Raw genomic sequence first — 14366 nt, 5'->3', positions numbered from 1 at the left:
GACGACGAGGATCGCGACCGACACTGGACGCGCTGCGGCGTCCACACCATCCGGATCACCCATGAACACACCAGCCGTCCCACTGAACTCAAAGAGCGGCTCCGCGAAGAACTCGGTCGACTGCTCTTCCCGACTCGTTGATCTACGCAGCCAGCACCCGCTGCCCGCGTCAAGGCGCTACGTGAGCAACGCGCCTGGACTCCAGAACGCCTTGCGAAGGAGGCGGACATTCAGCTCGCCCCCCTGAAGCAACTGGAGGGCGGGGACCAATTCGGCCAGGTTTCTTCACCGTTGGTGCACTCGCTACCGCACTCGGCGTCGCCCTCGATGACCTGTCTGATCCAGACGCAGCCGACCGGGGGGTGAGGGATGACAGGAGCGGGGGAGCGCACACGAACAGGACCGTCGGCCCGAGAGCCTGCGCCCGAACCCAGGCACCCTCAAGGTCATCGCCAGGATCGGCAGCAGCGACGGCTGGCGCGAACACCATTCGATCCTCCGCCCGCTGATCGCCCCATCGCTCTGCGCCATCGAACGAGACCAGGAGAAGCACGGCACGTCGGCACCTTCCGACCAGCGGCGCACACCGTCGAGTACGGCCTCGAGCCCCCCCCCGAGACCTGGCCTGTCTCCAAGGCAGCCCTGACCGATCAGATGGATCTCCTCGACCAGGACCTGCGCCAACTGGAGTGGGTGCCGTTGGAGTTTCGCTACCGCTTCTGCTGCGACGACTCCGACTGCACCGGTCACGACATGGCCCTCCGGGAATGGGAGGCCGCCGAGTCCTACCGCAAATACCTGCGCCAGTACGGGCAACAGGGAGTGGAGGAACAGCTGCGGGAGCGCTGGTTCACCGGATGTTCACACCGGACCACATCGTCCACTGCTTCATCGGCAACCTGGCCAAGCGGCCCAGGACGTTCATGCTGCTCGGCCTCTTCTATCCGCGGCGCGGCGCGGTCGAGCACTACCAGGAAGAGCTCTTCTCGCTGTAAACGCGCCATACAGCAGGTCTCATCCGATCGAAGGCTCTCTCAGGCCGTCCGGAATTCCCCTGGAAGCGGTGGGCATTGCCTCCGGGGCAGCGCACCCAGGGAACGTCGGGAGGCTACATGGACCAGTCCCTCAACGAGCGGCAGCGAGCCGTGCTCGACTGGGTGGGCCAGGGGTGTCTGGCCGGACAGCACGTACAAGACCAGCGGACAGGCCCTGCAGAACCGAGGGCTCGTCAAAATCACCAAACGCCGCGGGAATGGAGCGCCCACCTCACCGAGAAGGGGCAGCAGCATCTCACCGAACGCGGCATCCGCCCCGTGGAACAGAGCACCCGGCCGCCGGAACGGCCCGCCCGAAAGTCGGCACCGCCGCGCCCCAGAGCCGCACCAAAGGCCCGTACGACTTACGCGGACCAGCTACTCGAAGAACTCGCCGCGAACGACGGCTGTCTCATCAAGCCCGTCGAATCCGGGCCGCACGCGGTGAACTGGGCGTCACGCGTCAGCGCCGCCCGAAAGTCCGGCAAGATCCCCCGCACCCAGGAACTCCGCGGATACCCGACCCACAGCGGCTACGAAATCAAGCTCGTCGACATCCCCGCCTGGCGCCTCGCCGAACTCACCCCGCTCCCTGTGCCGGCCAGACTCACCAAACCCCACACTGTCGTGGCCGCCCTCCAAAAGCAGCCGCAGCCCATGGGCCTGACCAAACCCCTCCAGGGCCGAGCCCTGCGCATCATCCACACCCTCATCACCGCCACCGAAGCACAAGGCCACAAGGCAGCACTCGGAACCACACAAGGCGCGCCCCCGCCCCATCGGCGCCGCAAGGCACCACCGCACTTCACCATCACCGCCCAAGGCGAAAGCGTCGGATTCCTCGTCCTTCAAGAACAGGACCGCAGCGAACACATCCCCACCGACAAGGAACTCGCCGAGGCCAAGAAGTACTCGTGGATGCGCATCGCCCGCTTCGACTACACCCCCTCCAGCCGCCTGCGTTTCGTCCTCCGCGGCGGCAGCCCGCATCGCGCCAGCGAATGGGCCGACCTCCCCGACCGGCCGCTGGAAGACCAACTCGCCGAGATCGCACAAGAGGTCGGCCTGCGCGGCGAAGCCGCGGAACGCAAACGCCTTGCAGACCAGCAAGCCAGAGAGGTACAGCAAAAGCGCTGGGAAGCCGCCATGCAGGAAGCCCGCGCGGCCTACGCCCACGCCTTTCGCGTCAAACATCTCGGAGAACAGGCAGACGCCTGGCACCAGGTCAACCACCTGACCGAATACGTCACAGCAGTACGCGACCACGCCACATCATTGCCGCCCGGGCAGGAACGGAACGAGATCGAGGCGTGGCTCGCGTTCGCGGACGCGCACCTCCAACACCTCACCGAATCGGTCTCAGCACCGAAACTGCCCACACCACCGAAGCCCAGCGGCGACGACCTCAAGCCCTTCCTTGGCCACTGGAGCCCCTACGGGCCCCGCTCCTACTGAGCCTTGGGCTCCGCCCGCAGCCCAATGAACTCGCCAAGAGGCGGAAGAGCGGCAACATAGCGGCGGATCGCCGGTTACCGAAACCGGTGATCCGCCGAATACTTGGAGCTCCACCGCCACTCGCTGACCAACCGCCGAAAGGCAGAAAGCGGACCAGGGGAGCTCACACCGCCACGAGCCGGACCCGCTCGCCGCACAGCTTGGCCATGTCGTCGACATCGGAAGTCAGCATGACCACGGGGCGGTGCTGTCGCAGCGCCGCCTCGGCGACCGCCGCATCGATCGCGTACTTGTGTCCGTGCAACCCGGCATTCATCAGCAACTTCGAGGCAGCCCTCGCCTCCTCGTCTCCGACCGGGACGACCCGCAGCCCAGAAAGCACCCAGTTCAGACGGGACTTGTTCGTACGGGCGTGGACGGCCTCGATGAGGGTGAGCGCACTGATCACGACCTCCATGCCGCGCGAGCGCGCCTCGGCGATCAGAGCCACCACCTGCTCGTCGTCCGCGAGCAGCTTCGACAGTCCCTCGCTGTCGAGGACCAGCGTCCCCTCGTGACTCAGCCTGCGGCGGGCCACTCGGCCTCCTCGGCGAACACCTCGTCGAAGACCTGCCGCGCCCGCTGACGAGCCGGCTCGGAGACCGGCCCCTTGCGGCTCTCGTAGTCCGCCAGGTACTCGTCCAGGACCTGCCCGCGCAGCTCGCGCTCGACCGCCTCGGCGATGAACGCGGAGAACTCCCGCTTGCCCACCCGCGCCCGGATCGCCTCCGCGGTCCCCTCCGGCAGCGACAGGCTCACCCGCGTCGCCGGACCTTCCCCGATGCTGTACGTCGTCTCAGCCATACCCCGAGTGTGTCAAACGAGTAGGAAAAGTGCCACGGCCTCCGCACGGCGCCCCAGACTCGTGAAGAAGACGTGTGGACGAAACCCGCCCCCCTCCCCGCGCACCGGTCAGATCACCGCCCGAAACCCAGCACGGGCTCCTCATCCCATCCCAGCACGATCCCAGCACGGTACGGATGACCAGGGGTGATGACAGGTGACGAGGGGTCAGCTATCCCAGCACCATCCCAGCACGGGAAAAAACAAAGGGCCCGACCCCGAAGAGCCGGACCCTACCTGACCTGCATGTTTGCCAGATCAGCGACGTGGTGATATGTCACCCGCTATACATTGAAACGGAACTCCACCACGTCGCCGTCGCGCATGATGTAGTCCTTGCCCTCCATGCGGGCCTTGCCGGCGGAGCGGGCTTCGGCGACGGAGCCGGTCTCCAGGAGGTCCTCGTAGGAGATGACCTCGGCCTTGATGAAGCCCTTCTGGAAGTCGGTGTGGATCACGCCGGCGGCCTCGGGGGCGGTGGCGTTCTGCTTGATGGTCCAGGCACGGGCTTCCTTCGGGCCGGCCGTGAGGTAGGTCTGCAGGCCGAGGGTGCGGAAGCCGACGTGGGCGAGGGTGGCGAGGCCGGGCTCTTCCTGGCCGACGGTCTGGAGCAGCTCCAGCGCCTCCTCCTCGTCCAGCTCGGCGAGGTCGGCCTCCAGCTTGGCGTTCAGGAAGACGGCCTCGGCGGGGGCGATGAGGGCGCGCTGCTCGTCCTTGAAGGACTCGTCGGTCAGTTCGTCCTCGTCGACGTTGAAGACGTAGATGAACGGCTTGGTGGTGAGCAGGTGCAGCTCGTGCAGCTGCTCGGCGCGCTCGGTGCCCTGGGCGATGCCCGCGGAGAAGAGGGTGCGGCCCTCCTCCAGGATGGCCTGCGCCTCCTGGACGGCCTTGACCTGCGGCTGCTTGTCCTTCTTGACCCGCGCTTCCTTCTCCAGGCGGGGCAGCACCTTCTCGATCGTCTGGAGGTCGGCCAGGATCAGCTCGGTGTTGATCGTCTCGATGTCGTTCTTGGGCGAGATCTTGCCGTCGACGTGGACGACGTTGTCGTCCTTGAATGCGCGGATGACCTGGCAGATCGCGTCGGACTCACGGATGTTGGCGAGGAACTTGTTCCCCAGCCCCTCCCCCTCGCTCGCGCCCCGCACGATGCCCGCGATGTCGACGAAGTCGACGGTGGCGGGCAGGACGCGCTGGGAGTTGAAGATCTCCGCGAGCTTGCCGAGCCGGGGATCGGGGACGCCCACGACGCCGACGTTCGGCTCGATGGTGGCGAACGGGTAGTTGGCCGCCAGCACCTCGTTCTTGGTCAGAGCGTTGAAAAGGGTCGACTTGCCGACGTTCGGCAGGCCGACGATTCCGATCGTGAGCGACACGTGGCGACTACTTCCCGTTGCCCCTGGCGGGGGTTCTCCATAGAGGGGTCTCTTGGCGGACAGGCGGCCCGGAGGCCGACCACCCAGTCTACGGGCGCCCCGGACCGCGCTTTCCCGGTGGCGGCCGTACGGGACCGGAGCGGAACCCGGGCGGGATCGGGGCCGGGCCGGTGCGGGGAGCGGCCGAGGGGTTCTGGTGTGGCCCGGAGGCGGCTGGGGTGCTGTCCGGCGCCGACCGACCGGACCGCGGGGCCGCGCCCCGCGCGGGGTGGGCGATCCGGCGCCGGTACGGCCATCAGGCTGCCGGGCCGCAGGACCCGCCGGACGGCGCCCCGAACAGCGCGTACGTCGGCACCTGTGGTCGCTTCCGGCGGACCGGGTGGTCATGGTGTGCCGGACCGGCGCCTTTGGCGGAATCCGCGTGTTCATGACGGCCACCGCGGGGCCGGACCGCCTACCGTGGCCCGGTGGAGCAACGCAGCGCGCGCACGACCCAGCACGATCCGTACGGGGCCCCTCCCCCGGGCAGCCGTGCCGAAGGCGGCGGTGCCGCCACCCGGCAGAGCCCGCGGCTTCCGCATCCGGCGGCGCCCGCCCCCGCACCCGCGTCTCCGGGCCGCCGGAAGCGGGCGCAGGCACGGCCCTCCGCCCCGCCGAGAGGCACATCCCGGCGGGGTGCGGGCAAGCAGGCGGGCGGGCGGCAGCGGGCGGCTCGCAGCGGGGCGGCCCGGCGTGGTGCGGCCCCCTCGGCGCCGCGCCTGACCGGGCTCGGCGTCGGGGTCTTCGCCACGCTGCTGATGGTGCTGATCGGGGGCCTGGTGGCCCTGCTGCCCGGCGGGGCGCCCGCCTTCTACGGCATCGGGTTCGTCCTCGTCTCGATGGCCGCCGCCGTGTGGGTGCGGCCGACGGAGCTGTTCACCGCTCCGGTCGCGGTGCCGCTCGCCTACACCGCGGGGCTCTTCTTCGCCGGGGGCGCCGGGGACGGCGTGACGGGAGTGCTCCAGAACGTCTTCACCGGGCTGGCCGTGCATGCGGGGTGGCTGTACGCGGGCACCCTGGCGGCGGCACTGATCGCGCTCGTCCGGAGGACGGCTCTCGCGCTGGAGCAGCGCCGCACCCGGCGGCGTGCCACGGCGGGGTGAGGGCCCGCCGGTCGGTGAGTGGGCGGGGGCCGGGGCCGTACTGCGCCGGCGATGACTCCCCGGTGGGGCCTGTCTGTGCCGTCTCGGCCGACGCGGCGGTACGGCGCACCGCCCGTCTCCCGGCCCGGTCGGCCCGCGGGCCGGGTCCGGGCCGGGCGGATCCGGGCCGGGTCTGCGTCGGCTCGGCCCCGCCTCGGCCCGCTTCCGGTCGGCCCGAGGGTCCGGCCGGGCTCGCGGGCGGCGGCAGGTGTCAGGCCCGGGCGCGGTCCGCGGCCTCGGAGCGCAGGTCGCGGCGGAGTTCCTTGGGGAGCGAGAACTGCATGTGCTCGTCCACGGGCTTGACGATCTCGACTTCGTCCCAGCCGCGCTGCGCCAGCCACTCCAGGACGCCGTCCACCAGGACCTCGGGGACCGAGGCGCCGGAGGAGAGGCCGATCGTCTCGACGCCTTCCAGCCACGCTTCGTCGAGTTCTTCCGCGTTGTCGACCAGGTGGCCGTCCTTGGCGCCGTGCGTCAGGGCCGTCTCCACCAGGCGTACCGAGTTGGAGGAGTTCTTGGAGCCGACCACGAGGACCAGGTCGGCCTCCGCGGCGACCTGCTTGATCGCGGTCTGGCGGTTCTGGGTGGCGTAGCAGATGTCGTCGCTGGGCGGCGAGAGGAGATTCGGGTAGCGGCCCTGGAGCGCATCGACCGTCTCCATGGTCTCGTCCACCGAAAGGGTGGTCTGGGAGAGCCACACCACCTTCTCCGGGTCGCGGACCTCGACGTTCCCCACGTCCTCCGGGCCGTCGACGAGCGTGATGTGGTCCGGCGCCTCGCCGCTGGTGCCGATGACCTCTTCGTGGCCCTCGTGTCCGATCAGGAGGATGTCGTAGTCCTCCTTGGCGTACCGCACGGCCTCCTTGTGCACCTTGGTGACCAGGGGGCAGGTGGCGTCGATAGTGGCCAGCTTGCCGCGTTCGGCCTCCTCGTGGACGGTGGGCGCGACACCGTGCGCGGAGAAGATGACGATCTCGCCCTCGGGCACCTCGTCCGTCTCCTCGACGAACACGGCGCCCTTCTTCTCCAGGGTCTGGACCACGTACTTGTTGTGCACGATCTCGTGCCGCACGTAGATCGGAGCGCCGTACTGCTCCAGCGCCTTCTCCACGGCGATCACCGCGCGGTCCACGCCCGCGCAGTAGCCGCGGGGCGCGGCCAGCAGGACGCGGCGGCGGCCCGGAGCGGCGGATTGCGGTGCGGTGGTTTCCGGTGCGTCGTCGGGCCTGCGGGCGGGCGTACCAGTCATGGCTCCATCGTAAAGGCCGTGCGCGCGTCGTTCCGGGGGCCGCCCGCGGTGGCGCGGGCGGCGGAGGCACCCGGCGGGCGTGGGAGTGTCCGAGGCGGCGCCGGTGTGCGCCGGGGGTGCGGGGGTGCGAGGGCGCGGGGGCGCGGGGGCGCGGGGGTGCGGATGGACGACGGGGGGCGCGACGCGGCCGGGGCGCGTTTGTCCGCTGCCGACGGGAGCGTTCTGCGGCAAGCTGGGCCCATGCCTGGAGCCCGCTCGCGCACGGCCGACATCCTCGGGGACAGCCCGGACGGGGCGCTGCGGCGCAGTCTGACGCTGCGCGATCTGATCGTCTACGGTCTGCTGTTCATCGCGCCGATGGCGCCGGTGGGCATCTACGGTGCGCTGGACGCGCGCAGCCACGGTGTGGTGCCGCTGGTGTACGTGGTCGCGACGGTGGCGATGTCGTTCACGGCCTTCTCGTACGCCCGGATGATCCATACGGTGCCGCAGGCGGGTTCCGTCTACGCGTACGCGCGGGCGGGCCTCGGGTCCGGCGCCGGCTTCGTGGCCGGCTGGATGATGATGCTGGACTATCTGCTCATCCCGGCCGTCGCCTACCTGTTCTCCGGCATCGCCATGGCGCAGCTGGTGCCCGAGGTGGACCAGTGGATCTGGACGGCCCTCGCGGTGGTGGTGACGACAGCGCTCAATCTCTCGGGGGTGCGCCGGGCGGCAGTGGTCGGATTCCTGGTGCTGGCCATGGAGATCCTGGTGCTGCTGGTGTTCGTGGCGGCAGCGCTGGTGGTACTGGTGCAGGACGGCCCCGCGCGGGGCTGGCTCTCCCCGGTCACCGGGGACCGCGCCTTCTCGCTGACGGCGCTGCTGAGCGCGGTGTCCGTGGCGGTGCTCTCCTTCCTCGGCTTCGACGCCATCGCGAACTTCGCCGAGGAGGCGCGGGCCGGCAAGGGCGACCGCGGCACCCCGGTGGCCCGTGCCCTGGTGTGGTGCCTGCTGGTGACCGGTGTGCTTTTCATCGTCCAGACCTATCTGGCCGCGCTGCTGTCGCAGGACTCCTCGCAGCGGCTCGCCGACGATCCGGCCTCCCAGGGTGCTGCCTTCTACACCGCGACGAAGGCGGCGGTGGGCGGCTGGCTGGAGACGACGGTGGCGGTGAGCAAGGCGATCGGTGCGGCGTTCGCGGCACTGGCCGGGCAGGCGGCGGCCGCGCGGCTGCTGTACGCGATGGCGCGGGACCGGCGGCTGCCGCGGGTGCTGGCCGAGGTCGGCAACCGCACCGGGGTTCCGGGGCGGGCGCTGCTGCTGAGCGCGGTGCTGACGCTGTGCGCGGCGGTGTGGGCCGCGCGGGCCGCCGACGGTCTGGACCGCCTCGTCTCCGTCGTGGACATCGGCGCCCTCTTCGGTTTCGGCATGCTGCACCTGTCGGTCATGGGCTACTACGGGCTCGGCCGGCGGGAGGGGCGGCGCCCGGCGGGCCGGGCCGCGGCGCCGGGCGGCTCGTCCCCCGGGGGTCCGGCGCCGGAGGGCGGCGCACCCGGCGGCGCGGCGGGGCGGGCGCACCTGCTGTGGAACTGGGTGGTGCCGCTGGTCGGGCTCGGGATCATCGTCGCGGTGGTCGTCACCGCCAACCGAGAGGCGCACTGGGTGGGCCTGGTGTGGCTGGCGCTCGCCCTGCTGGCCCTGGTGGTGCTGCGGCGGCGGGACCGGCGGGAGGCCGCAGCCGACCGGGACGCCACCGCCGACTGAAGCCGACTGCCCCTCCCGGAGCGGGGCAGGACGGAGTCGGTCGGACGGTCGGACGGTCGGACGGTCGGACGGTCGGACGGACAGGCGGGCGGACAGGCGGAAGCGCGGAGCGGCTGGGAGAAGGGGGCCGGGCTGTCGGTGGCAGGGCCTAGCCTTCTCGCATGGCTCTCACCACGTCCGCCGAATCCCCGATCCCCGTCAGCGAGGTCTCGCGGCTGATCCGTGGCTGGATCGACCGGCTGGGCGCGGTCTGGGTGGAGGGGCAGATCGTCCAGCTCTCGCCGCGGCCGGGCGCCGGCATCGTCTTCCTGACGCTCCGCGACCCCTCCCGCGAGGTGTCACTCAGCGTCACCTGCTTCCGTCAGGTGTACGAGCAGGTCAAGGACGTCATCGGCGAGGGCGCCCGGGTCGTCGTGCACGCGAAGCCGGAGTGGTACGAGAAGACGGGCCGTCTCTCGCTGCGCGCCGCCGAGATCCGCCCGGTGGGGATGGGCGAGTTGCTGGCGCGGCTGGAGCGGCTGCGGAAGACGCTGGCGGCCGAGGGGCTGTTCGCGGCGGAGCGCAAGCGGCCGCTGCCGTTCCTGCCGCAGCGGATAGGGCTGATCACGGGCCGGGCCTCGGACGCCGAGCGGGACGTGCTGCACACTGCGCGGGAGCGCTGGCCGGCCGTGCGCTTCGAGGTGCGGAACACGGCGGTCCAGGGGGTCTACGCGGTTCCGCAGATCATCGAGGCGCTGCACGAGTTGGACGCCCGGGCGGACGTGGACGTGATCATCGTGACGCGGGGCGGCGGCGGCATGGAGGATCTGCTGCCGTTCTCGGACGAGCGGCTGGTGCGTGCCGTCGCGGCGGTGCGGACTCCGGTGGTGTCGGCGATCGGGCACGAGGCGGACGCACCGCTGCTGGACCTGGTCGCCGACCTGCGCTCGCGCACGCCCACGCACGCGGCGAAGGACACCGTGCCGGATGTCGGCGAGGAGCACGAGCGGGTGCGGGCCCTGCGGGAGCGCGCCTGGCGGGTGATCAACGGGCTGCTGGAGCGCGAGGAGCGCGGCCTCGCGGAGGTGATGAGCCGCCCCGCCATGGCCGATCCGCACGCCATGGTGGTGGACCGCGAGGAGGGGATCTCGGCGTTGCTGGACCGCTCCCGGCGCGTGCTCGACCACCGGCTGGCCCGCGCCGAGGACGCCCTGGAGCACACCCTCGCCCGCGTCGTCGCGCTCTCCCCGGCCGCCACGCTGGAGCGGGGCTACGCAGTGCTGCAACGGGAGGACGGCGCCGTGGTCCGGGACGCCGCGGAGGTCGCGGAGGGCGACCGGCTGCGGGCCCGGGTGGCCGGCGGGGAGTTCGGTGTCGCTGTCGGACCGCACGCATAGGCTGGCCGTATGACGACGGATACGGAAGGTCAGGCCGCAGCGAGCGGCCCGGCGGGTGCCGCGGCGGACGGTGCGGCAGGCGCGTCCCAGGCCGAGCTGGCCTCGGCCGACGCGCTCAGCTACGAGCAGGCGCGGGCCGAGCTGGTCGAGGTCGTGCAGCGGCTGGAGTCCGGCGGCTCGACGCTGGAGGAGTCGCTGGCGCTGTGGGAGCGCGGCGAGGAGCTGGCGGGGATCTGCCGCGCCTGGCTGGAAGGGGCCCGGGCCCGGCTGGACGCGGTGCTGGAAGAGGAAGAGGAAGAGGAAGAAGAGGAAGAGGACGGGGACGCGGAGGAGGACGGGCGGTGAGCCCCGGGCGGTGAGCCCCGGGCGGTGAGCCCCGGGCGGGTGAGCCCCGGGCGGTGAGCCCCGGGCGGTGAGCCCCGGGCGGTGAGCCCCGGGCGGTGAGCCCCGGGCGGTGAAAAGGGCCACAGAGTGCTCGGCAGGGGCACTTCCCGGAAGCAGAACCGGCGCCGAGGGCCGGGGCCCGACCGGCGCCCGAGGCGGCCCCGCACCCACCGACGGCCCACCGGCGGCAGCCCACCAGCAGAAGCCCACCGGCGGCAGCCCACCGGCAGTATTGTTCAAGCTTTAACTAGTGTTGGTTACACTTGTCTCTGCACCCCGAACGTCGTACGCAAAGGCAAGGCACCACCCCATGGCACTCGCCCTCGACCCCGCAGCCCAGGACCTCCTCTTCCGTGAGGCCCGCACCGCCAACACCTTCACGGACGAACCGGTCACCGAGGAGCAGGTCCAGGCGATCTACGACCTGGTGAAGTACGGCCCCACGGCCTTCAACCAGTCGCCGCTGCGCCTCACCCTGCTGCGCTCCTCCGAGTCCCGCGAGCGGCTGCTGGCGCACATGGCCGAGGGCAATGTGCCCAAGACCCGCAAGGCGCCGCTGACCGTGGTCCTCTCCTACGACCTGGACTTCCACGAGCGGCTGCCCGAGCTCTTCCCGCACGCCCCGCACATCAAGGACGCGGTGTTCGCCGAGGAGAGCGCACGGGAGAGCGCGGGTGCCCTCAATGCCGCGCTCCAGGCCGGATACTTCATCCTCGGCGTGCGGTCCGCGGGACTCGCGGTCGGTCCGATGACCGGCTTCGACCACGAGGGCGTCGACAAGGAGTTCTTCGGCGACGGCCGGCAGCGCGTCCTGCTGGTCGCCAACATCGGTAAGCCGGGCCCCGACGCGTTCGCCCCGCGCTCGCCCCGGCTCTCCTACGACGACGTGGTGACCGCTCTCTGAGCCACCGTCCCGTGCGGCGCCGCCCTGCGCGGCACCGCGTCCGGCGCTGATCCCGTTTCGCGGTCGGCGTCCTCTGAACCGCCCCCCGCGCGTACCCCCCCTCGCGCGGGGGGCTTCCCTTTCCGCCGGGGCGACGCCGGCGGTCCGTCGTCCGCCCCTCGGCGGTCCGCCGGGCCGGACGGCGTCCGCCCGCCCCCGGGCGCACCGCGCCGGGTGCTATCCAGCCTGCTCGGCGGAGGACGACGCGGACGGGCTGTCGGCGGGTTCGTGCGACTCGGCGCGGAGCGCTCCGGCCAGCTCGCCCAGCTGCTGGAAGTCCGCCGTACCCGTGACCACCGTCACCGACTTGCCGTCCTCGGCGGTGCGCACCAGCGCGTCGTATTTGGGGCCGCGGTAGCGGGTCCACTCCGCGCCCGCGACGCGCTGCTTCTTCGCCGTCTTCTCCGCGCCCTGGGTGACGTCGTCGACGAACCGCGCGGGCCGCTCCTCGTCGCTCTGCTCGACGGCGGCGTACTCGTTGTCCGGCGTCATGAAGCCCAGGTGCCAGGCCGATCCCAGCGGGCTGTCCGCCTTGTAGCGGACGGAGGTGGCGCGCCACCGGTCGGACAGTCCGTGCGGTGCGGCGACCGGGTACGGCGCCGCGCGCCGTGCGGACGCCAACTCGACCCGGTAGCCGACGGGCTTGACCGGGTCCTTCTTGTCGTCGTGCGGGACGAACAGGTAGACGACCCCGGCGGCGAGAATGATCACTACCAGTGAGATGACCATGTCGCGCACGGCCTGGGCGCCACGTTTCTTGTCTGCTGCCACGCCCCCATCGTCCCTTATGCCGGTCGGCGGCCCACGCGAGGGGGCGCGCAGCGGGTGCCGTGCCCGGCCGGTGGCCGCGAGCACACCCCGCCCCGGCCGCTCATCCGTGGGCGCCCCTGCTCAGTCTGTGGCGTACGGGTAAAATCCTGCCCACCCTCGCCGAATCGGCACAGCTCACGTCGCCGCAGTGGCCGTCCAGTGTCGCCGTACAGAAAGGTGTGTTCCGATGACCGAACACCACCACCTGCCCTCCCCGCTCGAAGTCAGCCCGGAGGCACCTGACCGCAACCTGGCACTGGAGTTGGTGCGGGTCACCGAGGCGGGGGCGATGGCGTCGGGGCGCTGGGTCGGCAAGGGCGACAAGAACGGTGCGGACGGTGCGGCCGTCAAGGCGATGCGCACGCTCGTCTCCACGGTCTCCATGAACGGCGTGGTGGTGATCGGCGAGGGCGAGAAGGACGAGGCCCCGATGCTCTACAACGGGGAGCGTGTCGGCGACGGCACCGGCGCCGAGTGCGATGTGGCCGTCGACCCGGTCGACGGCACGACGCTCACCGCCAAGGGCATGGGCAACGCGGTCTCGGTGCTGGCCGTGGCCGAGCGGGGCTCGATGTTCGACCCGAGCGCGGTCTTCTACATGGACAAGTTGGTCACCGGGCCCGAGGCGGCGGAGTTCGTGGACATCACCGCACCGCCCGCGGTGAACATCCGCCGGATCGCCAAGGCCAAGGGCTGCGGCGTGGAGGACGTGACCGTCGTCGTGCTCGACCGGCCGCGGCACGAGGGCCTGGTCAAGGAGATCCGCGAGGCGGGCGCCCGGATCAAGTTCATCTCGGACGGCGATGTGGCGGGTGCCGTGATGACGGTGCGCGAGGAGACCGGCGTCGACCTGCTGCTCGGGGTCGGCGGCACCCCGGAGGGCATCATCGCGGCCTGCGCGATCAAGTGCCTCGGCGGGACGATACAGGGCAAACTGTGGCCCAAGGACGACGAGGAGCGGCAGCGCGCTCTCGACGCGGGCCACGATCTGGACCAGGTGCTGCTCACCGACGACCTGGTCAGCGGTGAGAACGTGTTCTTCGTCGCCACCGGTATCACCGACGGCGACCTGCTGCGGGGTGTGCACTACCGGGGCGAGCGCGCCTACACCCAGTCGCTGGTGATGCGGTCGAAGTCGGGCACCATCCGCCAGATCGACTCCGTGCACCGGCTCTCGAAGCTGCGCGCCTACAGCGCCGTCGACTTCGACCGCGCCCGCTGAGGGCTGCCCCGGGCCCGGAGCGCCGACGGGGCGCGGCGCGGGGAGCGCGGGTCACCGGGTGACGCGCCCCGCCCGCTCGCAGGAAGCCGGGAGCGGGCGCCCGGTGAGCCGCACCCGCGGACGATCGGACGGCGGCCGGCTCTCCACCCGGCACCGGACGGCGGCCGGCCCCTGTCGCGGCACCGGGCACCGGCGGCCCCGCCCAGGGGCAGTTCTCCGGAAGGAGCCCCTCTCCAGCGGCGGAGAGGGGCAGCGGGGCGAGGCTCGGGATCGGCGTCGGGGTCGCGGTCGGGCTCGGAGTCGGGGCCGGCCCGGTGCGGCTAGGCGATGCGGGAGACCTCCGCCGGCTGCCCCGCGGCGGACTTCGCGGCGCGGCGGCGGCGGGAGAGGACGACGCGGCGCTCCGCGGCGGTGAGGCCGCCCCAGACGCCGTACGGCTCGGGCATCACCAGGGCGTGCTCGCGGCACTCGACCAGGACGGGGCAGCCCGAGCAGACGCGCTTGGCGGCCTGTTCACGGGAGAGCCGGGCGGCGGTGGGCTCTTTGGAGGGGGCGAAGAAGAGACCCGCCTCGTCCCGGCGGCAGACGGCGTCAGCGTGCCAGGGGCCCGCTTGGTCGTCTCGCTCAGGCGTTCGCTGTGCGGGGACGGTGGCGGCGGCCTGCAGGGACTGATGCGGCGTGTGCAGCACGGTCTGCTCCTGACGCGACGAC

At 71.6% G+C, this 14366-nt stretch carries 14 protein-coding genes; 8 read left to right on the top strand and 6 right to left on the bottom strand.

Annotated elements, in window-relative coordinates; all coding sequences use genetic code 11:
• The first annotated feature begins 857 nt into the window (after positions 1-857).
• A complete protein-coding gene (locus A949_RS38020; RefSeq protein ID WP_019355314.1) occupies positions 858-995 on the top strand; it encodes a hypothetical protein in 138 nt (45 codons plus the stop codon).
• A 117-nt stretch (positions 996-1112) separates the two neighbouring features.
• Positions 1113-2489, top strand: coding sequence for a hypothetical protein (locus A949_RS38925; protein WP_237735763.1), 1377 nt, complete (start codon positions 1113-1115; stop codon positions 2487-2489).
• Between the two features lie 163 nt (positions 2490-2652).
• On the opposite strand, the gene A949_RS0107115 is transcribed toward A949_RS38925, so the two are convergent.
• From A949_RS0107115 to ychF, 3 genes are all read right to left on the bottom strand, one after another.
• Complete coding sequence (locus tag A949_RS0107115; RefSeq protein WP_019355312.1) at positions 2653-3066, bottom strand: PIN domain-containing protein; 414 nt, start codon at positions 3064-3066, stop codon at positions 2653-2655.
• Positions 3048-3332, bottom strand: a complete 285-nt coding sequence (locus A949_RS0107110) for a hypothetical protein (protein WP_006138089.1) — start codon at positions 3330-3332, stop codon at positions 3048-3050. The genes A949_RS0107115 and A949_RS0107110 overlap by 19 nt, the downstream gene beginning before the upstream one ends.
• A gap of 323 nt (positions 3333-3655) precedes the next feature.
• Complete coding sequence (ychF, locus tag A949_RS0107105; protein ID WP_019355311.1) at positions 3656-4744, bottom strand: redox-regulated ATPase YchF; 1089 nt, start codon at positions 4742-4744, stop codon at positions 3656-3658.
• A 467-nt stretch (positions 4745-5211) separates the two neighbouring features.
• On the opposite strand from ychF, the gene A949_RS35470 reads away from it, so the two are divergent.
• Positions 5212-5886: a DUF6542 domain-containing protein gene (locus A949_RS35470; protein ID WP_019355310.1), complete on the top strand. Its 675-nt coding sequence runs from the start codon at positions 5212-5214 to the stop codon at positions 5884-5886.
• 250 nt (positions 5887-6136) lie between these two features.
• Here the strand turns inward: A949_RS35470 and A949_RS0107095 are convergent, their stop codons facing one another.
• A complete protein-coding gene (locus A949_RS0107095; protein ID WP_019355309.1) occupies positions 6137-7174 on the bottom strand; it encodes a 4-hydroxy-3-methylbut-2-enyl diphosphate reductase in 1038 nt (345 codons plus the stop codon).
• 240 nt (positions 7175-7414) lie between these two features.
• On the opposite strand from A949_RS0107095, the gene A949_RS0107090 reads away from it, so the two are divergent.
• The 4 genes from A949_RS0107090 to A949_RS0107075 all read left to right on the top strand — a co-directional run bounded on the left by A949_RS0107090 (position 7415) and on the right by A949_RS0107075 (position 11584).
• Complete coding sequence (locus A949_RS0107090) at positions 7415-8920, top strand: APC family permease (protein WP_019355308.1); 1506 nt, start codon at positions 7415-7417, stop codon at positions 8918-8920.
• A gap of 161 nt (positions 8921-9081) precedes the next feature.
• Complete coding sequence (xseA, locus tag A949_RS0107085; protein WP_019355307.1) at positions 9082-10296, top strand: exodeoxyribonuclease VII large subunit; 1215 nt, start codon at positions 9082-9084, stop codon at positions 10294-10296.
• A 9-nt stretch (positions 10297-10305) separates the two neighbouring features.
• Positions 10306-10641: an exodeoxyribonuclease VII small subunit gene (locus A949_RS0107080; protein ID WP_019355306.1), complete on the top strand. Its 336-nt coding sequence runs from the start codon at positions 10306-10308 to the stop codon at positions 10639-10641.
• A gap of 349 nt (positions 10642-10990) precedes the next feature.
• Positions 10991-11584, top strand: a complete 594-nt coding sequence (locus A949_RS0107075) for a malonic semialdehyde reductase (RefSeq protein ID WP_019355305.1) — start codon at positions 10991-10993, stop codon at positions 11582-11584.
• A 216-nt stretch (positions 11585-11800) separates the two neighbouring features.
• Here the strand turns inward: A949_RS0107075 and A949_RS0107070 are convergent, their stop codons facing one another.
• Complete coding sequence (locus A949_RS0107070; RefSeq protein ID WP_078565362.1) at positions 11801-12394, bottom strand: DUF4245 domain-containing protein; 594 nt, start codon at positions 12392-12394, stop codon at positions 11801-11803.
• A 226-nt stretch (positions 12395-12620) separates the two neighbouring features.
• Between A949_RS0107070 and glpX the strand changes: the two genes are divergently transcribed.
• Positions 12621-13655 carry a class II fructose-bisphosphatase gene (gene glpX, locus A949_RS0107065; RefSeq protein WP_019355303.1) on the top strand — a complete coding sequence of 345 codons (1035 nt, stop codon included), beginning with the start codon at positions 12621-12623 and terminating at the stop codon, positions 13653-13655.
• A gap of 320 nt (positions 13656-13975) precedes the next feature.
• Here glpX and A949_RS0107060 read toward each other — a convergent pair whose 3' ends face one another.
• Complete coding sequence (locus A949_RS0107060; RefSeq protein ID WP_019355302.1) at positions 13976-14344, bottom strand: WhiB family transcriptional regulator; 369 nt, start codon at positions 14342-14344, stop codon at positions 13976-13978.
• Between the last annotated feature and the right edge of the window lie 22 nt (positions 14345-14366).

Source organism: Streptomyces sp. AA1529 (assembly GCF_000280905.1).
Taxonomy (GTDB): Bacteria; Actinomycetota; Actinomycetes; order Streptomycetales; family Streptomycetaceae; genus Streptomyces.
Note: the sequence above shows the minus strand (reverse complement) of the source record. Positions and strands in the feature narration are given on the sequence as shown.